Raw genomic sequence first — 22774 nt, 5'->3', positions numbered from 1 at the left:
GATCACCCTCTATCGTCTGACCGCGAAGAAATGTCTATGTCAATCGGGGGGCTGGGCAGTGGAAGCTGGCGTCGGCGACACGCCGTTCGGACGATACCGCCTGATCGAATTGTTAGGCCGCGGCGGCATGGGCGAGGTGTGGCGCGCCTTCGACGTCGAAACCCAGCGTGTCGTCGCGGTGAAAGTCCTGCCGGCGCAGCTCGCCGACGACCCGACCTTCGCGCAGCGGTTCCGCCGCGAAGCGTTCGCTGCGGCCGGGTTGGCTAATCCCCACGTGGTGCCCATTCATCAGTTCGGGGAAATCGACGGCCGACTGTATGTCGACATGCGCCTGATTGAGGGCCGCGACCTGCACCAGATCATTTCCGAGGGCCCGCTGCCGCTGCCCCGGGCCGTATCGATCATCGAGCAGGTCGCCTCGGCGCTGCAGGCCGCACACCGAATCGGGCTGGTCCACCGCGACGTCAAACCCTCCAACGTGCTGGTGGATGACGAGGACTTCGCCTACCTGATCGATTTCGGCATCGCGCGCGGCGCCGGACACACCAAATTGACCAATACCGGCAGCGTGATCGGCACCTGGGCCTACATGGCACCCGAACGGCTCTCCACAGACCAGACCGACGCTCGGTCCGACGTCTACGCTCTGGCCTGCGTGTTGCATGAGTGCATGACCGGCAGCCAACCGTTTCCCGCCGCCAGCCTGGACCGGCAGATCGCCGCGCACGTGGCTGACCCGCCGCCACGACCCTCGGCGCTGCAGCCAACGGTGCCTACCTCGATGGATGCCGTCATCGCCAAAGGCATGGCCAAGAACCCCGACGAGCGGTACCAGACCGTCAAAGACCTGGCCAACGCCGCCCGCGCCGCCGCGACGACCTACCCCACCTCCGCAGCCGAGTCAGCACTGGTACCCCAGGACGCGCAGACACCTCTGTCGCCCTCGATCCCAACTGCGCACGACACGGCTGCCCCCACCGCACACGCCCCGATGCCGCTCGCAGCCCCTGCTCCAGCGCCGGCCCCGACACCGGCGGCCGACGCGGCCAAGTCGGGCAAGGGGCGCCGGATAACCTTCGTCGGCGCTGCGGCTGTCTTCGTCGCGGTCATCGCCGTCATCGCGGGGGTTGCGTTGATGCCAAACAGCCACTCCGGGTCCGGCGATCGGCCGACCGCCGCGCCGGCCAGTGCCATGCACCCCAACACCGGTCCATTCACCGGAACCTTCACCGTGGCAATGGGACCCGGGACCGAACTTAACGGGGGCCGTCCTGAGACGGACGCGTTCTCGGAGGCGTGGCGGCTGCGGTCGGCCTGCGGCGCCAATGGATGTGTTGCCACCGCAACCACCGGTGGCCAATACCCCGTAAAGAATTTGGTGTTCGACAACGTCGGCGGTCGCTGGCTCACCGTGACTACCTCACAGCGAAAGTGCGGCGCACGCGAGGACGACGAAGCGTGGAACGTCATCTCCCTGCAACCCCAGGCCGACGGGAGTGTGTCGGGCGAAGCGACCCAAATCACGACCAACGGATGTTCCAACAAGCGGGCCGTAGTCTTCACCCGGACCGCCGACACCGACATCTCGCAACTGCCCGATCCGGCCGCCCTGCCGCCTCGCGTAGTGTCACCGGCCGAGGCGCTCCACGGCGGCTACGACCTAGTGGTGAACTTTGCTAACAGCGCCAAACGGACCTATCACAAAGGAGTCCGGACTGACTGCCTGCGTACCGGCGACCGATGCATGAGCAATTTTCTCGACTCCAAGACGGCGGCAGGCTCGCCCTTCGTTTTCCAAACCGGGGCGTGGAATCGAAACCAGGATTACGACAGCGATTGCTCCTCGGGCGGGACCATACGCATCAAGGCCACCACGTCACTGCCTCTCCCGCAGCCGCCCCAAAATCCCATCACCCTGCTCACCGGGCACGGTTACCAAGAAGTCTTGACGAGTTCCAAATGTCCGAGCCAGGCCTTCGACGTGACGTACACCCGCACCGGCGATTAGGGCGGGTCCGGCTACAAGCTCGCCTGGGTGCGCGAGTGCCCCAAATGCCGGTCCAGCGTACGTTTTGAGTGATCGCCCGCGGCAGCGGACAACGGCCCGGGGGACCGTCAGCCGCGCACGCGTACTACGACTTTTCCTTTGGCGGTGCGATTCTCCAGTGACGCGACCGCCGCGGCGGCTTCGTCCAGCGGGTAGACCGCCGGCTCGGGAGGCGCGAGTCGGCCGGAGGTGAGCAACTGCTCCAGTCCGGCCCACTGCTCGGCTAGCGCGCCGGGATGCGTCGCCGTCCAAGCGCCCCAGCCGACGCCGACCACGTCAATGTTGTTGAGCAGCAGGCGGTTTACCTTCACCGTCGGAATATCGCCGCCGGTGAAGCCAATCACCAGCAGCCGGCCTCCCGGAGCCAGCGAGCGCAGCGAGTCAGTCATCCGGTCGCCACCGACCGGGTCGACGACGATGTCGACTCCCCGCCCGTTCGTCAACTCCTTGACGGCGTCCTTGAACCCGTCGGCCAACACCACGTCGGTGGCACCGGCCGCCGTCGCGATCTGGCCCTTCTCCTCGGTGCTCACCACGGCGATGGTGCGGGAGGCCTCGAGCGCGGGCGCCAGTCGCAGCGCCGATGTTCCGATCCCGCCCGCGGCTCCGTGCACCAGTACCGTTTCGTCCTGCTGCAGCCGGCCCCGCACGGTCAGCGCGAAGTACACGGTCAGGTCGTTGAACAGCACGCCGGCGCCGGCCTCGAAGCTGACGTTGTCCGGTAGCCGGAACGTCCGGTCCGGCGCCAACACGGCGACCTCGGCCATGCCGCCGGTGAGCATCGTCAATCCGACGACGCGGTCACCGGGCTGCCATTGGCTGCCGTCCGGTGCCGATCGAACCACTCCGGCGATCTCGGCTCCGAGCACGAACGGCGGATTCGGCTTGTACTGGTAGAGACCGCGGGTCAGGAGCGCGTCGGGGAACGCTACGCCGGCGGCGTGCACATCAACGACCACGCCGTCATGGGCGGGTTCATCGACCTCCACCACCTCGATCGCATCCGGACCGTCAAGCCGAGTCACCCGTGCCGCGCGCATGCCGAACAATGTACTTCCAGTTCAGAACCCACCCGCGACCCGCACCACCCCCCGGCCGGAGAATGTCCCCGCCCGAAGCTGGTCAACCACGTCGAGGACATCCTTGACATCGACGTCGCAGGTGATCGAGTCCAGCCGGCGTGGCCGCAACGAGTCGCCGAGCCGGGCCCAGAGCTCCCGGCGCCGGCCGATGGGCATCTGGACGGAATCCATCCCCAGCAGTGCCACGCCGCGCAGGATGAACGGCATCACCGTGGTGTGCAGGGCGGCGCCGCCGGTGAGGCCGCTGGCGGCCACGGCGCCGCCGTAGTCGACGGTGCTGAGCACATCGGCCAGCGTGGCGCCGCCCACGCAGTCCACTCCGGCCGCCCAGCGCGCCTTGGCCAGTGGCCGCGGCTTGGCGTCCGGATCGGCGGGCAGCCGACCGATAACATCAGCAGCGCCAAGACTTTTCAGTCGTTCGGCGGCGTCAGCCTTGCCGCTCGACGCCACGACCTGGTAGCCGGCAGACGACAACAGGTCCACACTGACCGACCCGACGCCGCCAGACGCGCCGGTGACGACGACGGGACCCGCGTCGGGAGCGACGCCCCAGTCGATGAGCGCCTGGACGCTCATCGCGGCGGTGAAGCCGGCAGTGCCGATCGTGGCTCCGTCGTACGGGCTCAATGAGCCGAGCGCCACCACCTGATCGGATGGCAGTCGGGCGTACTCCGCATAGCCCCCATGGTGGCCGGTGCCGATCTGGTAGCCGTGGGCGAGTACCGTGTCGCCGACTTTGAAGTCGGGCGAGTGCGACTCGACTACCTCGCCGGTCAGGTCGATGCCCGGGACGACGGGGTAGTTGCGCACCACACCGCCACCGGGAGTCAATGCCAGCGCGTCTTTGTAGTTGACGCTCGAATACAGCACCCGGATGGTCACGTCACCGGGCGGCAGGTCGGTGGCATTCAGCGTCTCGACCGACGCGGTTATCCGATCTCCGTCTTGGCGTGCGACCAGCGCTTGAAACGTGTCCATGATGCGACGCTAACCTCATCTGATGGATTCCTTCCCACTTGGTGGGTTTTCGGTCGGCCGTATCGGCTTCGGCGCCATGCAACTGCCGGGCCCGAACGCGTTCGGCCCGCCGCGGGACCGGGACGAGGCGCTGGCCGTGTTGCGGCGCGCCGTCGAACTCGGCGTCGACCACATCGACACCGCCCAGTTCTACGGTCCCGACGTCGCCAACGAACTCATCCGGGAGGCACTGCATCCGTATCCGGAGAACTTGGCACTGGTGAGCAAGGTCGGCGCACGCCGCGACGATGCCGGCGGTTGGCTGGCGGCCTCCGAACCTGCCGATCTGCGCCGGGACATCGATACCAACTTGCGCGCCCTCGATATCGACCAGTTGGCCGTGGTCAACCTGCGGCTGATGGACAGCGAAGGGCCGGATCAGCGCTTCGACGAACAGCTTTCGGTCATGATCGCCGCTCGCGACGAGGGGCTGATCGGCGGAATCGGCCTGAGCGAGGTGAAACTCGAACATCTTCGGTACGCGCTGGGTCGCACCGAAATCGACTGTGTGCAAAACGCTTTCAACCTGGTCCACCGGTCTTCGCAGGACGTGCTGGACGAGTGCCGGAAGCGCGGTATTGCGTTCGTCCCGTTCTTTCCCTTGGGATCGGCGTTCGTGCCGTCGAATCCGGTGTTGGGTAACGATGTGATTCGAAGGGCGGCTGCGCAACTCGGCCGTACTCCGGCCCAGATCGCGCTGGCGTGGACCCTGAGCGTGGCCCCTAACATCCTGTTGATCCCGGGAACTTCGTCGGTGCGGCATCTGGAGGAGAACATGGCCGCCGCCGACATCCAACTCGACCATGACACGCGCGAGCAGTTGAACGCCGTAGCTGGCTGAATGAGCCGCGGTCAGCCGGTGCTCATCAGGCGCGCGACGACCCGCATCGCGCCACGGCTGACCGTGTGTCGTAGCCGCTGGACAGTCGGCTGCGTAATCGGTTGTGGCGCAGTGCCGAACCGCGGGAACAACCAGAGCGCGTTGGTGCGGTCGATCGCCGAACGCGTGCCGGCGTCGATCCCAGGGTAGGTTTCCAGCCCAGCCGCGAACAGCTTGCCGGCGGCGACGGGCGCGAACGGCCAGTCCGAGCCGAACGTGATATGACCCGGCTTGGCGAAGGCCAGCAGCGTCGGTAGAGCTGCGGCACTGGAGGACAGGGCGGTGTCGAAGTAGAAGCTGGAGAAATCGTCGAGCGAATCGGCAGGGCTGCGTCCCGTGTCTGCGGTGATCGCCAACGCCATCCGATGGCTGGCGTACGGAACGAAACCACCGGCGTGGCTGAGGATGAACTTGATATCCGGATAACGTCGCCTTATCCCGTTGCGCACCAACAGGTATGCTGCGCGGGTGGTGTCGAGCAGGAAGTCGGCGGCGAAGGGCGCGACGCCGGGTACGGTTGGCCCTGGCAATTCGGCAGGATGGATGAACACCACCGCGCGGCGGTCGTTGAGAACCTCGAACAGCGGGTCTTGGCCGTCCTGTCCCAAATAGACACCCGCGTTGTTCGCCAGCAGCACGACACCGTCGGCCTTGAGTTCGTCGAGCGCGCGTCCAATTTCTGCAACGGAATGGCCGCTACCAGGCATCGGGACGGTGGCAAAGAATCCGAACCGATCTGGCTGCGCGGCAACCAGATCGGCGCTGTAATCGTTGAGGTCTCGCGCCAGCGCGGCGGCATCGGCCGGGTTGGGCAGGAATGCGGTACCGGGTGTGGAGACCGAGAGGATGGCGGCGCCGACGTCTAGCTCGGCCATGGTTTGCAATGACGCCTCGGGGGTCCAATCGGGCACCGCGCGTCCGCCGGATTCGTCGATTCCTGCTTTTTGCAACGCTTTCCGGTAGTCGGGCGGAATCATGTGATGGTGAGTGTCGATGCGTAGCATGATCGCCTCCCGTCAGTCGTCGGGGATACCGGCGCCGGCCAGCGCTCGGACAGCGTTCTCGCGATGCAGCAATGATTGTCCCGCGGTCTTGAATTGCGCCAGCTTGTCGATGATCCGCTCGCCCTCCCGAGTATGACCCCAGATACTGATTCCCTGATGAGTCGTCGGCTCCCAAGTGCTTTCGTCGACCACGATGGGATTCCAGCCGACTTCCCATTCGAACCCTGAAGGCGTCATCGCGTAGAAGGACAGTTCGCGGTCGTTGGTGTGTTGGCCGACCGCGAGCGCCATATGAAACCCGAGTTCTTTGACGCGCTGGTAGGAAGCGACCATGTCGTCGAGATCTGCGACCTGAATATTGAGGTGCTGCACCCGGGTACGTATCGGGTTGATCGGCAGCCGGTTCACCGCCGCGATCGCTACCGAGTGGTGGCGCTGGTTGACCCGCAGGAAGCGGATCTTGAATTTCAAGCCGCTAATGGTCTCGTCGATGTAGTCGGATAGGCGGGCGTCGAACACCGTGCCGTAGTAGCCGCGCACCTGTTGCGGCTTCTTCGACGTGACGGCGACATGGCCGATTCCGCCGGTCGCGGTGACGAAGCCGCCGCGCACCGCCATGTCCAGCGGTGTGGCGCTGGAGCGGGGGGCGGTGAAGATCTCCTGCGCAAGCCCGTTGGGCCCGGGGAAGCGGGCCATGCGTTCCACACCTCGCAGCGCGGCTTCTTCTGTTGTGCCCTCGGTGATCGGCACGCCGTGGCGCCTGACGCGGTCGACGATTTCGTCGAACGTCTCGTGCTCATTGAGTTGCCAGCCCAGGGCGACCACGTCTTCGGCCGGCCCCCGACGTAGCAGAAAGCGGCATTCGTTGTCGTCCAGGCGAAATCGCATGACGTCGGGAAGAACGTCGTCCAGATGCATTCCGATGGCGTCACGGCCGAACCGGCGCCAATCGGCGAACTTGTCGGTCTCGATGACGATGTAGCCGAGCTCGACTTTACCAAAAACCGAGCCGAACACCGACTTCGCCGGCGCGGTCATGATGCGAAACCGCCACTGCCGGCGAGGAATTCGCATACGAGCTGGTTGAACAGCTCGGCGCGTTCCCACTGCATCCAGTGACCGGTGTGTGAGGTCATGACCAATTGCGCGTTGGGCAGCGAGTTGAGCAGCATGGGTCCGCCGGTGGGCCGGTTGACCTTATCGTCGCGGCCCCACAGGATCAGGGTCGGAGTGGGCAGTCGCTTGAGACGCTTGTCGCGGGTGAGGTCCATGCGCCATAGCGTGCGCAGGGCCAGCGGCCCCGACGGGCGGCGCAGGGGCGGGTCGGCCACCACGTCGGGCTCGATCGACGCCTGGTATCGCAGGTCGATCAATTCGTCGGGGACCGAAGCACCGTCGTAAACCAGATACGTGCGGATGAAGGTCTCCAGCTTCGTGCGGTTGGGTCCATCGCCGCCGTAATAGGACAGCAGGCTTTTCAGCCCCGCGGTCGGTGCGCTTCTGGTGGTCCCGATCCCGCCGGGACCCATCAGCACCAGCTTGTCCACTCGGTGCTGTGTGTCCAGCGCCAGCCGCAGCGCCGCCGCGCCGCCGTACGAGTTGCCGATCAAGTGCGAGGATTCGATGCGCAGTTCGTCGAGCAGTCCGCGGATCATGTCGGCCAGGTAGCCGAACGGGTCTGACTGATCAATTGCCTTGTCGGAGCGGCCATATCCCGGCATATCGGGAACGATCACCCGGAACCGTTGGGCGAGCGCGTCGATGTTGCGCGAATAGTTGGACACTCCGGAGGCGCCGGGTCCGCCGCCGTGCAGCATCACCACTGTTGGACCGCTACCTGTTTCGACGTAGAAGATCGGCTTGCCCGCGACCATGACGGTGCGTTCGTCGAGTGCGGTGGTCGTCATGCGATTGCCCCTGTCACGGTCGTGGGATGTGAGACGCCAGCGGCGTAGCCGGCCGGTGGCGGCGGTAGCGGTTTCCCGGGTTCAGTTGCGGCGTAGATGAATCCGTCGGGACGTACCACCACGGCCGCCGCCTTCTTCCGGCTAAGCCAGTGCAGCAGAGTTCCGTCTCTATCGCGGATTGCGTTCGGGCTGGGACCATCCTGCGGGCCGATCAGTTGAATCGCCGGCACGCCTGATTCAATCCAGGCTCGCCGACCTGCGGGTGCTACCCCGGTGTAGAGCAGTGTCCACTGCCCGGCGAGGGCGTCGTCGAGGCGGACAGTGGCGCCATCGGCGTCGACGACCCACGGTTGGGGGATCTGCCAGCCGGCCGCGCGGTGACCTGCTACCAGGAAACCGTCCCTATAGCGCGCCTCGGGAACCCACATCGATTTCTGCAACCGATTCGTCACGGCTGCTAACGGCATGATGGCCCGGCCGGCGTGATTGCGAAGGGCGGCAATGGCTTTGTTGCGTTCCGTGATGATCCGGCCGACGAACACCGCGCGCCTCGTCACCTCTGTGACGTGCGGCTTGCGTTCGGCCTGATAGGAGTCCAGCAGCGAGTCGGGCGCCTGTCCGCGCAGCACGGCGGCGAGCTTCCAGCACAGGTTGGCCGCATCGCGCACACCCGCCGACATGCCTTGACCGATCCATGGCGGCATGGCGTGGGCCGCGTCGCCGGCCAAGAAGACCCGTCCGACCCGCCAACGGTCGGCGACGCGGACGTGATGGCAGTAGACCACGGCGCGCAATATCTCGACCTCGTCCTCGGTGATGCCCTGGGCGTTGAGGACCTTCCAGACCTCCGCGTCGGAAACCAGCTTCGAGGCGTCCTCACCTTCGCGGGCTGGATACTCCCAACGGTGATGGCCAAGCGGGGTCGGGCAGTCGACGGTGGGACGTGCCGGATCGCAGTGGAACCGCAATCGGTCGTGTGCGTCCCACGGCCGTATCACTTTGGTGTCGATGACGACCCAGCGCTCGGCGTACGTGCGTCCGGAATAGCCGACGCCCAACTGCCCACGGGTCGGGGACGAGCCGCCGTCAGCGGCGATGACGTATGAGGCACGCAGGCGTTTCAATGTGTCGGTACGCAGGTCGGCCAGCATCAGCTCGACGGCGTCGTCTTTCGTGACTGTCCGCAGGCACTCGTGTTCCACGAGCACCTCGACATTCGGCAACCGGCTCACTCCGTCGCGCAGCACCTGATCCACCGCGGGCTGATACAGGAACTGCTGCGGCGGATGGCCCATCCCGTGGGAGTTGATCTTCAGGTCGATGAACGGCACCCCGTCGGCGTCGACGAACGCGATCGGCCGGTCCGGCAACATGTCCTGCTGCAACCGCTCCGCCAGACCGACCGACTGCCAGATCCGCATGACTTCTTCATCGGTCGAAATCGCCCGGGCTCGTCCGTAGATGTCCGGATCACGCTCGATGACAACGACTTTCAGGCCAAACCGGCCCAACAGGTTGGCCGCCGTGGCGCCGGTCGGGCCGTAACCGATCACAGCTACGTCGTAAGTTGCGGACTCGGTCATTGTTGCTCATCTTCCAATCCGGGCCGAGGGTTGTTCTGTAGTGATCATTACGGTAATGTAGTGATCGCTACAGAGTCAACACCCAATTTTGGAGGCAGTTTGATGGCGAAGGACAAGGAACCGAAGCCCCGTTCTCGCCGGCGGAGCCGGGCCGACGGCGAATTGTCTCGCGCTCGGATCCTGGACGCAGCAACCGAAATCGCTGCCGAACGCGGGTACGAGGGTGCCAGCATCGCGTTGGTGAGCGCCAAGTGCGGGTTGCCGGCCAGCTCCATCTACTGGCACTTCAAAGACAAGGACGACCTGATTGCGGCGGTCATCGAGCGCAGTTTCGGCGCCTGGGAGTCGGCGTGGGGTGTTCCGCAGAGCGGCACCGCCGAGGAGCGCTTCCTGGGCCTGGCGACTCAGATCGCCAAGGCCTTGCTGGATGCCCCGGACTTCATCCGGTTGGGATTGATGCTGGCGCTGGAGCGTCGGCCCACCGAACCGCGCGCTCGCACGATGTTTCTCCAGGTGCGTGCTCAGGCCTTCGAGCAACTGATGGCAAACTTCCGCGAGTTCGTTCCCGGCTTGAGTGACCCGGACGCCCACCAGCTGTCGACGTATGCGATGGCCGGCGCCGACGGTTTGTTCATCGCCAAGGAAGTCGGCGGCGATGCGGTGGATCTGATCGCGTTGTTCGAGCTGCACGGCCGCGCCATCTACGACATGGCTCGCCGGTTCGTCGATGAAAGGCCGGCGCCGTGATGCTGAGCGCGGTGCAGATCGCCGAGGCGGCCGACTTCTTGTACGCCGCCCAGATCGGACGGGCGCCAATCGATCCACTAACTGCGCGTTATCCGAGCCTCGACATCGCCGACGCCTACGCGATCCAGCAAGCCAACCTGTCGCGCCGGTTAGGCGACGGACGCACCCTGGTCGGCCACAAGATCGGGCTTACCTCTCAACCTATGCAGCAACTGCTCGGAGTCGACGAACCCGACTTCGGTTACATCCTCGACGACATGGTGGTGGACCGCCTAGCGGTGCCGGCGGCTCGGTTTTGCGCGCCGCGGGCCGAACCCGAGGTCGCCTTCCTGCTAAGTCGGCCACTGCGTGGGCCGGGGGTGACGACCGACGACGTACGCGCCGCAACCGAAGCGGTCGCGGTTGCCCTGGAGATCGTCGACAGTCGCATCGCCGGCTGGCGACTGACCCTGCCCGACACTGTCGCCGACAACGCCAGTTCAGGCGCGGTAGTGCTCGGCGACTGGGTGCCCTACTGCGACCGGATGGACTTGAGCGGGGCGTGGGCGTCGTTGTCGCTCAATGGAACCGAAGTCGATTCCGGTCTGGGGTCGGCGGTGCTCGGTGACCCGGCTGCGGCGGTGGCATGGTTGGCGAACGCGCTGTCTCCGTTTGGGATCGCGCTACTGCCCGGCCAGTTCGTCATATCCGGCTCGTTCACCACGGCGGCATTCGTCGAGGCCGGCGACCACGTCGTCGCCACAATCAGCGGCCTCGGCACCGTGTCGCTGAGCTTCACCTAGGGAAGATCATGACGACACAATGTGATTGGCCGGTGGCGATCATCGGATCTGGCAACATCGGCACCGACCTCATGATCAAGATTCTGAGCAGTGGTGGTCCACTGAGGGTGGCCGCGATGGTTGGCGACCCGGGGTCCGACGGACTTGTCCGCGCCGCGCGCATGGGGGTGCCGACCACCGCTCACGGTGTCGACGGATTGATGGACATGCCTCAATTCGCCGATCTTGGGCTGGTTTTCGATGCCAGCTCCGCCGATGCGCATCGAACGAACTGGGCCAAGCTGGCCGACACGGGGGTCCGGGTGCTGGACCTCACGCCCGCATCGATAGGGCCGTTCTGTGTGCCGGCGGTCAACCTCGACGACCTCCTCGACGCGCCGAACCTGAACATGGTCACCTGCGGTGGGCAGGCCACGGTGCCGATCGTCGCAGCAGTGGCTCAGAGCGGAATCGTTTCCTATGCCGAGATCGTCTCGTCGATCTCGTCGAAGTCCGCCGGACCGGGAACCCGTGCCAACATCGACGAGTTCATCGAGACCACCGCGACCGCACTGCATGTCGTCGGCGGAGCGCGGCGCGGCAAGGCGGTGATGATCCTCAATCCCGCCGAGCCGCCGGTGCTGACGCGCAACACCGTGTATTGCCTGGTCGACGGCGACGCCGACCATCAGCGTATCGAGACGGACGTGTTGGACATGGTCGACGAGGTCAGGGCATACGTGCCCGGCTACCGGCTCAAGCAACGTGTTCAATTCGAAACCTTCACTACGCAAAGCCCGCTGTACATTCCCGAGACGGGCAAGTTCACCGGCACCCGGGTGACTGTCATGCTCGAAGTCGCCGGCGCCGCGCATTACTTACCGGCGTACGCGGGGAATCTCGACATCATGGCCTCGGCGGCCAAAGCGACCGCCGAGCGCATCGCCACGCACGCAACCGAAATCGCCGGAGCCACAACATGAATCTGTACATCAGCGATGTCACTCTGCGCGACGGAATGCACGCCGTGCGGCACCAGTACAGCATCGAGCAAGCAATCGCAATCGCCAAGGCATTGGACGGCGCCGGCGTGACCTCCATCGAGGTCGCCCATGGCGACGGACTCGGTGGGTCCAGCTGCATCTACGGCTTCGGCGCGCATACCGACCTGGAATGGATCGAAGCCGTTGCCGATGCTGTCACCCGCGCCAAGATAGCCACCCTGCTACTGCCCGGCATCGGCAGCGTGCGCAATCTCGTGGATTCGCGCCGCGCGGGGGCCGACGTCGTGCGCGTCGGCACGCACTGCACCGAAGCGGATATCTCGGCCCCATACCTGTCCGCCGGGCGCGACCTAGGCATGGACGCCGTGGGCTTCTTGATGATGAGCCACCTGACCGCCCCCTCCACGCTGGCCGGCCAAGCGAGACTGATGGAAGGCTACGGGGCAACATGCGTCTACGTCGTTGACTCCGGCGGCGCCATGACTATGCGGGACGTTGGCGAGCGTGTCGACGCGCTGCGCCAAACACTCTTGCCCACAACGGAAATCGGTATCCACGCGCACCACAACCTGTCGCTCGGCGTTGCCAACTCCATCGTCGCGGTGGAACACGGTGCCAACCGCGTCGACGCATCGTTGGCAGGAATGGGCGCAGGGGCCGGTAATGCGCCGTTAGAGGTGTTCGTCGCCGCCGCCACGAAACTGGGCTGGACTCACGGCTGTGACTTGCACGCACTCGAGGACGCCGCCGACGACATCGTCCGGCCGTTGCAGCACCGACCGGTTCGCGTCGACCGTGAAACGTTGACGCTGGGTTACGCCGGCGTCTACTCCAGCTTCCTGCGGCATGCCGAGATCGCGGCCGAACGCTACGGCATCGACGCACGCGCCCTGCTCGAGGAGGCCGGCCGCCGCGGCATGGTCGGCGGTCAGGAAGACATGCTCGTCGATATCGCGCTTGATCTGGCGGCGAGGAAGGAATTCAGCGGCGCAGCTTCCCCGGTAGCTCCACCTGCCTAGCTGTTCGGCGATCATGTCGACATTGGGGCACCGGTAGCGGGCCTTCGGTGTGTACTGGGGGCTTTCGCTGTGAACTCAGGGTTTTCGCTGTGAACTCAGGGTTTTCGCTGTGAAGCTACGGCGAGAATCACTGCGAATTTCCGCCCAGGATTCACCGGCAAAGCCCAGAATTCACACCCGAAGCCAAGGTTTCACGCTCAAAGCCCGAGATCAACGAATGCCGCCGGAGATACCTTGAAATGTGTCTCTTCGCGATGCTGACAGCGACAAATCGCCTGACGCACAATCGTTGTCGCTCTGAATCGGAAAGGTACACCATAGTCACCCTCTGGTGGAGCGTCTGCTCGCGAGGGCCCTTACTTGAGTTCGGAAGACGACAGACCCAGCAACCGGCGCGCGACCACCAGCTGCTGAATCTGCTGGGTGCCCTCGAAAATGTCCAGGATCTTCGAGTCGCGCGCCCACTTCTCCAGCAGTGACTGCTCGGAATAGCCTGTGGTGCCGGCCAATTCGACAGTCTTGCAGGTGACGTCGCTGGCCATCCGGCCGGCCTTGGCCTTGCTCATCGAGGCTTCTTTGGAGTTGGGAATGTTGTTGTCGGCTTGCCATGCTGCCCGCAGCGACAGCAGGTAGCTGGCCTCCCAGTCGGCCTCCATCCGTAGGAACTCGGCCGCCGCTGCGCTCTGGACGTGCGACGGCTGGTCGTAGTCGATCTCCACCCCGGCATTGGTCAGGATCTTGCGGATTTCCTCCAGCGCGGCTCGACCGATTCCGACGGCCATCGCGGCGACGATGGGCCGGGTGTTGTCGAAGGTCTCCATCACCCCGGAAAAGCCTTTGCCGACTTCGATTTCCGGGTTGCCCAGCAGGTTGTCCTTGGGAATGCGGGCATTGTCGAAGCGGATCACCGCAGTGTCGGAACCCTTGATGCCGAGCTTGTGCTCGAGGCGCTCCACCGTGACACCGGGGTGCTCACGCGGCACGATGAACGACTTGATCGCCGCACGGCCCTTCGACTTGTCCAGCGTGGCCCACACCACGATGTGGGTGGCACGAGAACCGGCGGTGACGAAGATCTTCTCGCCGTTGATGACGTACTCGTCGCCGTCCAGCGTCGCCGTCGTCGTGACGGCCGCCGAGTCCGACCCGAACCCCGGCTCGGTGATAGCCATCGCGGCCCATACCTTGCCCAGCCGTTCCAGTTGCTCGTCGGTGGCCACGGCGGAGATGGCAGCATTGCCCAGACCCTGATACGGGATGGACAGCATCATCGCCACATCGCCCCAACTGGCCTCCATCGTCTGGACCAGCGCGGCCATGTTGGCGCCGTTGTGGTTGTCGCCTTTGTCCTCGCTGTCGCGCAGCGAATCGGCTCCGGCGAAGCTGAACGACTCCGACGCTCCCTCGAACAGACTGATCAGCGTGTCCAGTTCGACCGGGTAGGCGTGTTCCTTCAGGTCGTACTTGCGCGCGATGGGCCGCACCATCTCGGCGACGCCCTGATGCGTCTTGGTGATCACCGCTTGCAGCTTGCGCGGTAGCTCCAGATTGATTGCCATGATTAGTCTTTCGATTCGCTGGAGTTAGATGAGAACGACGCCCTCGGCAACGCCGATGGCCCGCAGGTCGCGGTACCAGCGTTCGACCGGGTGCTCCTTGGTGTAGCCGTGGCCGCCGAGCAGCTGCACGCCGTCCAGACCGATCTGCATGCCCTTGTCGGAGCCGAGCCGCTTGGCCAGCGCCGCTTCCCGGGCGAACGGCAGGCCCTGCTCTGCGCGCGACGCACCGCGCCAGGTGATCAGCCGCAGCCCGTCGAGCTCGATAGCGATGTTGGCGCACATGAACGCAACGGCCTGACGATGGGCGATCGGCTCTCCGAACGCCTGGCGTTCCTTGACATACGGGACGACGTAGTCGAGCACCGCGTGCGACGTGCCGACCGCAAGTGCGGCCCAGCCCAACCGGGACAGCGCGATCGCCTCGGAATAGGCATTGTCGTACTCGGCCTCGCCCGCGTCTTCTGGACCGAGCCTGGCGTTCAGCGGCACCGAAACCCCGGACAGCTCAACCCGACCCAGGGCCGCGGCGCGCACACCCATACTCGGATCCGCCCTGACCGTCAGGCCCTCGCTGGACGATTCGACGATGAACAGCGCCGGCTTGCCGTTCAGCTGCGCGGCGACGATGAACAGTTCGGCGTCGGCCGCCGCCGGAACCAGCGACTTCACCCCGTCGAGTCGGTATCCGCTCGGCGTACGCGTCGCGGTTGTCTTCAGCCGGGTCGGGTCGAACAACGCATGCGGTTCGGCGATGGCCACACAGGCTTGCGGAACATTCTCTCCCGCAAACTCTTTCAGGTAGGTGGCCTGCTGGTCGGCGCTGCCCCAATGGGTCAGCGCGGATGCCACCCCGCCGGGTGCCAGGATCGGCAGCGCCAGACCCATGTCGCCGTAGGCGAGAGCCTCGGCCACAAGCACGTTGGTCACGCTGGAGCGATGCGCGGCGATGCCTTCGAAGTCCTCGGGGATGTTGATCGCGGTGATGCCCAGCTCGGCGGCTTTGGCGATCAGATCGGGCGGGTAGGTCGCGGCGTTGTCGGCGTCGTGCGCCGCCGGCCGCAGTATCTCTGCGGCGAATTCGTTGACGGTCTCGACGATCAGCTTCTGGTCGTCATCGGGCGTCAGGTCGAAGTAGTTCTTGTCGCTCGACTTCAGCCGGGTCGGCGCGCCGCGCAGGTTCTGCACGCGCTTGAACTGACGGCTGGTCGCGCCCATGGTGGAGAACATCTTGTTCACGCCGTAACGCAGTGACCGGTTGAGTGGATCGCGCAAGTGGTACTTGTCCAGGAACTCCTGGCCGACGATCGGCGTAAGCAGTGCCAGCGAGATGTCGATGCCGGTCCGCTTGTGCGGATGCAGGCCGACACCGGTCTTGCGGCCGCGCCGGGTGAGGCGCGAGCGGGATTTGCCCGATGGGGCATTCGACGCCGATGAAGCAGGAAGTGTGTTCGTCATGTGAGCAGCCTCGGTTGTGGGGGCGATGCCAACCACCGTATCTTACTCCCGAGTAAGATAGCTAGTGCCGTGTTAACAAATTCACACGTCGGAGGCGTTGAGCCTGCTCAGCACCTGTTCGTGTAATAGCCCGTTGGTGGCCACGGCACTTCCGCCGTGCGGGCCGGCGGTGCCGTCCAGGGCGGAAAATCGGCCGCCGGCCTCAGAAACCAGGACGTCCAGAGCCGCCAGGTCCCACAGCGACACCTCCGGCTCGGCGGCGATGTCGACGGCGCCCTCGGCCACCAGGCAGTAGGACAGGAAGTCGCCGTAGCCGCGTACCCGCCATACGGCGTCGGTCAACTCGACGAAGCGTTCGCGCAAACCCAGCTGCGCCCACCCCGACAAGCTGGAGAACGATAGGCTCGCCGCACCCAGCTCCGCCACCGACGACACCGACAGGCGCCTGGGCGATGCGCCCTCGACCGATGCGAATGCCCCCTGCCCGCGCGCCGCCCACCAGCGGCGCCGCAGGGCCGGTGCGCTGACGACGCCCACCGACGGGACGCCGTCGTCCAGCAACGCGATCAAAGTCGCCCACACCGGCACGCCCCGCACGAAATTCTTGGTGCCGTCGATCGGGTCGATGACCCATTGCCGTCCGCTGAAACTGCTTGTACCACCGAACTCTTCGCCGAGCACGCTGTCGTCGGGCCGCTCACGCCCGAGCTCATCGCGCAGAGCGGATTCGACCGCCCTATCGGCGTCGGTCACCGGCGTCAGGTCCGGCTTGGTGTCGACGCGCAGGTCGAGTGCGCCAAACCGGGCGCTGGTCAGCGTGTCTGCACGGTCGGCCAACGTCAGCGCCAGCGTCAGATCAGGTGAGCTCATCCCTGCAGTCCTACCATTGTTGGATGTGGGAATTCGCCGTCGTGCTCCTGTTGGTCGCAATTTTGGTCGCGATGCTTGCTCCGCGGTTCATCTCGGGTAGCCCTCGAGGCGCGACGGCGGACGGCACGCTGCTGATTACCGGGGTGAGCCCGCGGCCGGACGCCAGCGGTGCGCAGTACGCCACCATCGCGGGCGTCATCAACGGACCAACCGTCAACGAGCACGCGACATATCAGCGCATGGTCGTCGACGTGGAACAGTGGCCGACCATTGGCCAGTTGATGCCGGTGGTGTATTCGCCTAAGAATCCGGACAAGTGGTGGTTCGCACCGCCGCAGCCGCCTCGGCGGCCCGAGCCGCCCGGATCCGAAGGGTTCTGAATCAGCGACTCTGGAAGCTGTCGGTGACGCTCTGCAACAGCTCCGGGTGCCGGAGAAACGGCGTGATGATGTCGACCGGCAGCGGGAAGACCACGGTCGAATTCTGGTCTGCCCCCAGCTCCAATAACGTTTGCAGATAACGCAGTTGCAGCGACGCCGGACTCTTGGACAGCGTCTCGGCGGCTTGCCGCAGCTCTTCTGACGCCTGCAGTTCACCGCGGGCGTTGATGACTTTCGCACGCCGTTCGCGTTCGGCCTCGGCCTCGCGGGCCATTGCCCGTTGCATCGACTCGGGGATCTCCACGTCCTTGATCTCCACCACCCGAACCTGCACGCCCCACGGTTCGGTCATCTTCTCGATGATGGTGCGCAGATCGCTGTTGAGGTCCTCGCGATGCGCCAGCAGCGTGTCCAGGTCGGCGCGCCCCAACAGTGAACGCAGCGTCGTCTGCGCGATCTGCGAGGTCGCCACCGCATAGTTCTCCACCGCCAGAATTGCTTTTAGCGGATCAACCACTGCGAACATCACGACCGCGTTGACACGGGCCGGCACGTTGTCGCGGGTGATCAGCTCTTGAGGCGGGATGGTCAACGTCACCAGCCGCTGGTCGACCCGAATCAGCTTGTCCACCAGTGGAATGAGAAAACGGAGTCCGGGCTGGTACAGGTGGCGGACATGGCCCATCCGGAACACCACTCCGCGTTCGTACTCGCGAAGTACGGTCACTGAGAACAGTGCGACGACGGTCAGCACTGCGATTCCTACGGCTAGTACGCCGATCACTGCTCCGGTAGCGATGTCTTGTCCTCCTTGCCTTCCCAGCCGCCCCATCGGGTGGAGTATTGGTCGATCGCGGCGGCCACCCGGTCCTCCAGCGCGGTCCGATGCGGAAGGTGGTCAGGCGCGTTGGACGGAGTGTTCCACAGATGGCGCGCCAGCGGCAGTGAAAGCAGTCCGACGATCACCACCGTGCCGGTCAGCACCAGAACGTCGCTGGCCGAATGGCTGGCGACCAGTGTCGCCAGGGGCAGCACGATACCCAGTGCCGCCACGCAGCAGGCAATTCCGCGGTGGAACCGCCCGGCATCCGAATGCGGCCACGGGTCGATCTCGCGACTGATCTCGCGGCCGTGATCAGAAGTGGTGCAACGCGATTTGACCGGGCAGCTGTTGCAGACCACCGGGAGCGCCCGATATCGCATCACCCGGTGCTTGGGATCGAACGAACTCGGCCACAGCCAGTGGTCCTCCGGACACACCCAGGCGTCGTGGTCGGGCCGGTACACGAACTGCCCTGTGCGCCAACGTGCTGCGTGCACCGAGGCGCGCCGTGCCATGGCGTCGAAACTCCACCCGAAGATCAGCAGGACCATCGAGTAGCCGGCGACCAGCAAAACCGATGTGGCCGGCGAAGACATCCGTCAGTCCTTCGAGGTAGCCGGGGCCTGGTCGGCCTCGGCGGCGGGTTCGGTGTAGAGCGGATGTTCGGGCATTTCCTCCAATGTGGTACCTGAACGGAAGTTACGCAACGCGGTCCACGCGATCCAGACGAACGGCAGTACACCTCCCACGATGAGGATCACGTCTCCGGGCATCCGCAGCCATTCGATGACCGAATTGCCTGGTTTGGTGATGTAGCCCAGCGACCGCGCCTCGAAGTAGCCGTCGTTGACCGAGTGGAACAGCTGCAGCACACCCAGGGGCAGCAGGGTGGCGAAAACCATCCACGCCAGCCCGATGTTCATGCACCAGAACGAAATTCGGGCTAACCTGTCGGGCCACTTTTCGGCGGGGATCACATAGCGGAAGGCGAACATGGCCAAGCCGACGGCGAGCATGCCGTACACACCCATCATCGCGGCGTGCCCGTGGTTGGCCGTCAGCGCGGTCCCGATCTGGTAGTAGGACACCACCGGCAAGTTGATCAGGAACCCGAAGATGCCTGCGCCCAAGAAGTTCCAGAAGCCCACGGCGACCAGGAACATGACCGCCCAGCGATGCGGGAACGGGTTGGCGTCACCGGATTGCTGGCGCGCACCCAGCTGCAGGAAAGCCCACGCCTCGACCGTCAGGAATGTCAGCGGGATCACCTCGGCCGCCGAGAAGAACGCGCCCAGCGCCATGTGCTCGACCGGCGTGCCGGAGAAGTAGAGGTGGTGCATGGTGCCGATGACACCGCCGGCGGAATACAGGATGATGTCAAGGAAGATGACGCCCAGGGCAATTCGCTCGCGCACCACGCCTAGCAATACGAACATGTAGGCCACCATCACGGTGGTGAACAGTTCGAGGAAGTCCTCGACCCACAGGTGCACCACCCAGAAGCGCCAGAAGTCAGCGACGGTGTAGTGGCTGTCGCTCGGCGCCAGCATCCCCACCGTGTAGAACACCGGAATCGCCAGGCCGGAGAAGAAGAACAGCCACGGCATGTTCATCTTCGACTCGCCTTTGAGCCGGGCGCGCATGCCGCGCCAGATGATCGCGATCCACACGAACATCCCGACGATCAGCAGGATTTGCCACAGCCGCGGCAGGTCGAGATATTCCCACTGCTGAGAAAGCAAGCCGCCCGGCGGAATTACGCCGTAGATGGAGAGCGCCTCGCAGATCAGCGAACCGAACACCACCAGTGCGACCGCGCCCAACAGCACGTAAGCCAGCACCCCTTGACGTTTCGGCTCCCGACGGGCGATGAACGGCACCAGGAAGATGCCGCCGGCCAAAAACGCTGCCGCAGTCCAGAACAGCGCGAGCTGCAGATGCCAGGTGCGTGCCAGGTTGTACGGCAGTATCCGCGCCAGGTCTATGCCGAAGAACGTCGACAGATCGGCCCGATAGTGCTCGGCGGCCGCGCCCAGCAGCGTCTGAGCCAGGAACAGCAGCGACACGATCGCGAAGAACCAGATGCAGGCCCGCTGCGCCGGTGTCAGGCCCACCTCGCCCGGCTGGCGGAACGACAGCGTGGATGTCTCGGCGCTGTGCCAGCCCACCTTTTGGCTCCAGCGTCCGTAGACGGCGAACATGATCCCGATGCCGCCCAGCAACGCGATCAGTGACAGCGCCGACCACACGATCACCGACGCGGTCGGGCCGTTGTCGACGCGAGGCTCGGCCGGCCAGTTGTTGGTGTAGGTGTACTTGTGGCCGGGGCGATCGGCCGCTGCGGCCCACGCCGTCCAGGCGAAGAATGCGGTCAGCTGACGGATCTGTGCTTTGTCGGTGATCAGCTGTGGCAGCAGCCCGTATTTGGTGGAGTTTTCCCCGAAATAAGCGGCGTAATGACTTTGGATTCGGTCGAACGCCGCGGCCTGCCGGTCGGTGAACACCAGCGTCTTCGTGCCGGAGTTATAGCGATTGGTGCGGAATTCGTTGACCACCCGGTCGTGCGGATCGGTCACGCCCTGCGCGCGGAATTGACCGGTGACGTCGTCGGTCGCCATGCGCAGGTATTCGGCCGTGTAGTCGGGGCCCAGGTAGGCCCCGTGGCCCAGCACCGACCCGTACTGCATCAGTCCGCGGGCCTGGTACAGCTCTTGGCCTTTGGTGATGTCGTCGCCGGTGAACAGCAGCTGGCCCGATTCGCTGACTACCTTGTCGGGCATGGGCATCGACGCCGTGTAGGTGCGATAAGCCAGGATTCCCATTACCAGGAAGCCGAAGATCATCACCAGCGCGACGGCCTGGATCCAGCCCTTTCCGATCAGGGGCTGCGATGACGGCTGCTGCGCGGTTTGCTGAACGGACATTGCGACGACCTCCCTGTTGCGGGGGGCGGCTGCCGGGCGTCGATCACGCGGCAACGCCAACGAACCTTGAATCTAGGTACTGCCGTGGCGACAACCCTAGTTTTCGATCTGTCCGAATCAAAGGGACTAATGGCACTTGATTGAGGACTAACGCCCACTGGGGAATGCGTCCATCGGTTAATAGCGTGAATTTCAAACCAAACGCTCGGCATGAGGAGACCGCGATGAGCACCATTCAATCAGCCCCCGCAGTGGTCGTGGGTGTCGACGGATCCCGGGCGGCAATCCACGCGGCGTTGTGGGCCGTCGACGAGGCGGTGAGCCGCGACATTCCGCTGCGGCTGGTCTATGTCATCGATCCGCTGCGAGCCTCCGGCGACGGCAGTCACGACGGCCGGCAGATCATCGCCCGGGCGGCGCTGTACGAGGCCTACCGGGCCGTCGACGCCAGCGGCAAGCCGGTGAAGATCGAGACCGACGTGCTGTGGGGCAGGCCGCTCACCAAGCTGCTGCAGGAGTCCCGGTCGGCGGCGATGATCTGTGTCGGTTCGATCGGGCTGAACCACGCTTGCCGTGGCGAAGGTACCGTCGCGGCCGCCCTGGCCGGATCGGCCCTGTGCCCGGTTGCCGTGATCCACCGGCCGCCCGGTACTTCGGCCAGCCCCCAGATCAGTGCCGTTGTGGCAGGAGTGGACAATGGTGTCGTGTTGCGACACGCGTTCGAGGAGGCGAGGATGCGGGAGGTTCCCCTGCGCGTGATCTCCGCACACCATACCGACGCCCATCACTCGGGTCATGACTCGGATGACGAAAGCCGATCGGCGCAAACACAATTGGATCGCCGGCTGGCCCGCTGGACGCGGTTGTACCCGGACGTGCGCGTCGAGCCGGCCGTCATCCACGAAAGCGTCGCCTGTTACCTGGAGCGCCACGCGAACTCGGGCCAGGCGTTCGTCACCGACGCACACGCCGCCAGGGATCTGTGCGGCGCCTACACCGCGGGCTGCTCGATGCTGACCGTACGTTGCGGCAATTTGTAAGGGACTGTGAGGAGCAGGCGCCTTGGTAAAGGTCTTCTTGGTCGACGATCACGAGGTGGTGCGGCGTGGGTTGATCGACTTGCTCGGCGCCGACCCCGAACTCGACGTCGTCGGTGAAGCAGGATCGGTCGCCGAGGCGATGGCCAGGATTCCCGCGGCGTGCCCGGATGTCGCGGTGCTCGACGTGCGACTGCCCGACGGCAACGGCATCGAGCTGTGCCGAGATCTCTTGTCCCGCATGCCGGATCTGCGCTGCCTGATCCTCACGTCGTATACGTCCGACGAGGCGATGCTGGACGCGATATTGGCCGGCGCCAGCGGATATGTCGTCAAGGACATCAAGGGCATGGAATTGGCACGCGCCGTCAAGGACGTCGGCGCCGGGCGGTCCCTGCTGGACAACCGCGCCGCTGCCGCGCTGATGGCGAAACTGCGGGGGCAGACCGAACAGCATGACCCGTTGTCGGGCCTGACCGATCAGGAGCGCACGCTGCTGAGCTTGCTCAGCGAAGGCCTGACCAACAAGCAGATCGCCGACCGGATGTTCCTGGCCGAGAAGACCGTGAAGAACTACGTGTCCCGTCTGCTGGCCAAGCTGGGCATGGAACGCCGAACGCAAGCTGCGGTATTCGCAACGGAATTGAAGCGCTCGCGGCCGGGCGACGGATGAGT

At 65.1% G+C, this 22774-nt stretch carries 21 protein-coding genes; 9 read left to right on the top strand and 12 right to left on the bottom strand.

The genetic code is table 11. From position 1 onward, the window contains the following. Positions 1-58 precede the first annotated feature (58 nt). On the top strand, positions 59-2008 hold the full coding sequence (locus A5791_RS19820; protein WP_231995959.1) for a serine/threonine-protein kinase: 1950 nt from the start codon (positions 59-61) through the stop codon (positions 2006-2008). Positions 2009-2115: 107 nt separating this feature from the next. On the opposite strand, the gene A5791_RS19815 is transcribed toward A5791_RS19820, so the two are convergent. Next, complete coding sequence (locus tag A5791_RS19815) at positions 2116-3087, bottom strand: NADPH:quinone oxidoreductase family protein (RefSeq protein ID WP_067240414.1); 972 nt, start codon at positions 3085-3087, stop codon at positions 2116-2118. Between the two features lie 21 nt (positions 3088-3108). Beyond that, positions 3109-4107, bottom strand: coding sequence for an acryloyl-CoA reductase (locus A5791_RS19810; RefSeq protein WP_067240413.1), 999 nt, complete (start codon positions 4105-4107; stop codon positions 3109-3111). A gap of 22 nt (positions 4108-4129) precedes the next feature. Between A5791_RS19810 and A5791_RS19805 the strand changes: the two genes are divergently transcribed. Beyond that, positions 4130-4987: an oxidoreductase gene (locus A5791_RS19805; RefSeq protein WP_067240412.1), complete on the top strand. Its 858-nt coding sequence runs from the start codon at positions 4130-4132 to the stop codon at positions 4985-4987. Between the two features lie 11 nt (positions 4988-4998). Here the strand turns inward: A5791_RS19805 and A5791_RS19800 are convergent, their stop codons facing one another. The 4 genes from A5791_RS19800 to A5791_RS19785 are packed head-to-tail and all read right to left on the bottom strand — an operon-like array spanning position 4999 to position 9520. Next, entirely contained in the window at positions 4999-6030 is a 1032-nt protein-coding gene (locus tag A5791_RS19800) for an amidohydrolase family protein (protein ID WP_067240411.1), read from the bottom strand. 12 nt (positions 6031-6042) lie between these two features. Further along, entirely contained in the window at positions 6043-7068 is a 1026-nt protein-coding gene (locus A5791_RS19795) for a VOC family protein (protein WP_067240409.1), read from the bottom strand. Further along, positions 7065-7937: an alpha/beta fold hydrolase gene (locus A5791_RS19790; RefSeq protein ID WP_067240407.1), complete on the bottom strand. Its 873-nt coding sequence runs from the start codon at positions 7935-7937 to the stop codon at positions 7065-7067. Before A5791_RS19790 ends, A5791_RS19795 begins: the two co-directional genes overlap by 4 nt. Further along, positions 7934-9520, bottom strand: a complete 1587-nt coding sequence (locus A5791_RS19785) for a bifunctional 3-(3-hydroxy-phenyl)propionate/3-hydroxycinnamic acid hydroxylase (RefSeq protein ID WP_067240404.1) — start codon at positions 9518-9520, stop codon at positions 7934-7936. The genes A5791_RS19790 and A5791_RS19785 overlap by 4 nt, the downstream gene beginning before the upstream one ends. Positions 9521-9622: 102 nt before the next feature. Here A5791_RS19785 and A5791_RS19780 point away from each other — a divergent pair, with 102 nt between their 5' ends. Genes A5791_RS19780 through dmpG form a run of 4 tightly spaced genes read left to right on the top strand, consistent with a single transcriptional unit; the run spans position 9623 to position 13051 of the window. Continuing rightward, complete coding sequence (locus tag A5791_RS19780; RefSeq protein WP_067240401.1) at positions 9623-10267, top strand: TetR/AcrR family transcriptional regulator; 645 nt, start codon at positions 9623-9625, stop codon at positions 10265-10267. Then, positions 10267-11049, top strand: coding sequence for a 2-keto-4-pentenoate hydratase (locus tag A5791_RS19775; RefSeq protein ID WP_067240399.1), 783 nt, complete (start codon positions 10267-10269; stop codon positions 11047-11049). The genes A5791_RS19780 and A5791_RS19775 overlap by 1 nt, the downstream gene beginning before the upstream one ends. A gap of 8 nt (positions 11050-11057) precedes the next feature. Beyond that, positions 11058-12011 carry an acetaldehyde dehydrogenase (acetylating) gene (locus A5791_RS19770; protein WP_197504733.1) on the top strand — a complete coding sequence of 318 codons (954 nt, stop codon included), beginning with the start codon at positions 11058-11060 and terminating at the stop codon, positions 12009-12011. Then, the gene (gene dmpG, locus A5791_RS19765) at positions 12008-13051 is read left to right on the top strand and encodes a 4-hydroxy-2-oxovalerate aldolase (RefSeq protein WP_067240394.1); all 1044 of its coding nucleotides are present in this window, start codon (positions 12008-12010) and stop codon (positions 13049-13051) included. Before A5791_RS19770 ends, dmpG begins: the two co-directional genes overlap by 4 nt. Before the next feature lie 356 nt (positions 13052-13407). Here the strand turns inward: dmpG and A5791_RS19760 are convergent, their stop codons facing one another. From A5791_RS19760 to hisN, 3 genes are all read right to left on the bottom strand, one after another. Next, positions 13408-14610 (bottom strand): acyl-CoA dehydrogenase family protein, encoded by a 1203-nt coding sequence (locus A5791_RS19760; protein WP_067240392.1) that lies wholly within the window; start codon positions 14608-14610, stop codon positions 13408-13410. Positions 14611-14634: 24 nt separating this feature from the next. Beyond that, positions 14635-16065: an acyl-CoA dehydrogenase family protein gene (locus A5791_RS19755; RefSeq protein WP_067240390.1), complete on the bottom strand. Its 1431-nt coding sequence runs from the start codon at positions 16063-16065 to the stop codon at positions 14635-14637. Positions 16066-16146: 81 nt separating this feature from the next. Further along, positions 16147-16935: a histidinol-phosphatase gene (gene hisN, locus A5791_RS19750; protein ID WP_067240388.1), complete on the bottom strand. Its 789-nt coding sequence runs from the start codon at positions 16933-16935 to the stop codon at positions 16147-16149. Positions 16936-16958: 23 nt separating this feature from the next. On the opposite strand from hisN, the gene A5791_RS19745 reads away from it, so the two are divergent. Beyond that, complete coding sequence (locus tag A5791_RS19745) at positions 16959-17315, top strand: hypothetical protein (RefSeq protein ID WP_067240386.1); 357 nt, start codon at positions 16959-16961, stop codon at positions 17313-17315. A 1-nt stretch (position 17316) separates the two neighbouring features. On the opposite strand, the gene A5791_RS19740 is transcribed toward A5791_RS19745, so the two are convergent. From A5791_RS19740 to A5791_RS19730, 3 genes are read right to left on the bottom strand one after another with little or no spacing between them, the layout of a single operon-like run. After that, positions 17317-18147: a slipin family protein gene (locus A5791_RS19740; protein ID WP_067240384.1), complete on the bottom strand. Its 831-nt coding sequence runs from the start codon at positions 18145-18147 to the stop codon at positions 17317-17319. Continuing rightward, positions 18096-18734: a hypothetical protein gene (locus tag A5791_RS19735; protein WP_067240381.1), complete on the bottom strand. Its 639-nt coding sequence runs from the start codon at positions 18732-18734 to the stop codon at positions 18096-18098. Before A5791_RS19735 ends, A5791_RS19740 begins: the two co-directional genes overlap by 52 nt. A 3-nt stretch (positions 18735-18737) precedes the next feature. Beyond that, positions 18738-21062, bottom strand: a complete 2325-nt coding sequence (locus A5791_RS19730) for a nitric-oxide reductase large subunit (RefSeq protein WP_067240378.1) — start codon at positions 21060-21062, stop codon at positions 18738-18740. A 224-nt stretch (positions 21063-21286) separates the two neighbouring features. On the opposite strand from A5791_RS19730, the gene A5791_RS19725 reads away from it, so the two are divergent. Together A5791_RS19725 and devR are read left to right on the top strand one after the other, a co-directional pair. Next, positions 21287-22102 (top strand): universal stress protein, encoded by an 816-nt coding sequence (locus A5791_RS19725; protein WP_067240562.1) that lies wholly within the window; start codon positions 21287-21289, stop codon positions 22100-22102. A 22-nt stretch (positions 22103-22124) separates the two neighbouring features. Then, positions 22125-22772 (top strand): two-component system response regulator DevR, encoded by a 648-nt coding sequence (devR, locus tag A5791_RS19720; RefSeq protein ID WP_067240375.1) that lies wholly within the window; start codon positions 22125-22127, stop codon positions 22770-22772. The last annotated feature ends 2 nt before the right edge of the window (positions 22773-22774 follow it).

Origin of the sequence: Mycobacterium sp. 852002-51163_SCH5372311 (assembly GCF_001667115.1) — a bacterium.
GTDB lineage: Bacteria > Actinomycetota > Actinomycetes > Mycobacteriales > Mycobacteriaceae > Mycobacterium.
This window is presented reverse-complemented; position numbering and strand designations above follow the sequence as displayed.

Excerpts from the sequence above, each read along its gene's own strand:
- A5791_RS19800 (WP_067240411.1), bottom strand. The coding sequence starts at position 6,030 with ATGCTACGCATCGACACTCACCATCACATGATTCCGCCCGACTACCGG.
- dmpG (WP_067240394.1), top strand. The coding sequence starts at position 12,008 with ATGAATCTGTACATCAGCGATGTCACTCTGCGCGACGGAATGCACGCC.
- A5791_RS19730 (WP_067240378.1), bottom strand. The coding sequence starts at position 21,062 with ATGTCCGTTCAGCAAACCGCGCAGCAGCCGTCATCGCAGCCCCTGATC.
- A5791_RS19815 (WP_067240414.1), bottom strand. The coding sequence starts at position 3,087 with ATGCGCGCGGCACGGGTGACTCGGCTTGACGGTCCGGATGCGATCGAG.
- A5791_RS19810 (WP_067240413.1), bottom strand. The coding sequence starts at position 4,107 with ATGGACACGTTTCAAGCGCTGGTCGCACGCCAAGACGGAGATCGGATA.
- A5791_RS19760 (WP_067240392.1), bottom strand. The coding sequence starts at position 14,610 with ATGGCAATCAATCTGGAGCTACCGCGCAAGCTGCAAGCGGTGATCACC.
- A5791_RS19775 (WP_067240399.1), top strand. The coding sequence starts at position 10,267 with ATGCTGAGCGCGGTGCAGATCGCCGAGGCGGCCGACTTCTTGTACGCC.
- A5791_RS19785 (WP_067240404.1), bottom strand. The coding sequence starts at position 9,520 with ATGACCGAGTCCGCAACTTACGACGTAGCTGTGATCGGTTACGGCCCG.
- A5791_RS19725 (WP_067240562.1), top strand. The coding sequence starts at position 21,287 with ATGAGCACCATTCAATCAGCCCCCGCAGTGGTCGTGGGTGTCGACGGA.
- A5791_RS19795 (WP_067240409.1), bottom strand. The coding sequence starts at position 7,068 with ATGACCGCGCCGGCGAAGTCGGTGTTCGGCTCGGTTTTTGGTAAAGTC.
- A5791_RS19735 (WP_067240381.1), bottom strand. The coding sequence starts at position 18,734 with ATGTCTTCGCCGGCCACATCGGTTTTGCTGGTCGCCGGCTACTCGATG.
- A5791_RS19805 (WP_067240412.1), top strand. The coding sequence starts at position 4,130 with ATGGATTCCTTCCCACTTGGTGGGTTTTCGGTCGGCCGTATCGGCTTC.
- A5791_RS19755 (WP_067240390.1), bottom strand. The coding sequence starts at position 16,065 with ATGACGAACACACTTCCTGCTTCATCGGCGTCGAATGCCCCATCGGGC.
- A5791_RS19770 (WP_197504733.1), top strand. The coding sequence starts at position 11,058 with ATGACGACACAATGTGATTGGCCGGTGGCGATCATCGGATCTGGCAAC.
- A5791_RS19745 (WP_067240386.1), top strand. The coding sequence starts at position 16,959 with ATGTGGGAATTCGCCGTCGTGCTCCTGTTGGTCGCAATTTTGGTCGCG.
- hisN (WP_067240388.1), bottom strand. The coding sequence starts at position 16,935 with ATGAGCTCACCTGATCTGACGCTGGCGCTGACGTTGGCCGACCGTGCA.
- A5791_RS19740 (WP_067240384.1), bottom strand. The coding sequence starts at position 18,147 with ATGGGGCGGCTGGGAAGGCAAGGAGGACAAGACATCGCTACCGGAGCA.
- A5791_RS19790 (WP_067240407.1), bottom strand. The coding sequence starts at position 7,937 with ATGACGACCACCGCACTCGACGAACGCACCGTCATGGTCGCGGGCAAG.
- A5791_RS19780 (WP_067240401.1), top strand. The coding sequence starts at position 9,623 with ATGGCGAAGGACAAGGAACCGAAGCCCCGTTCTCGCCGGCGGAGCCGG.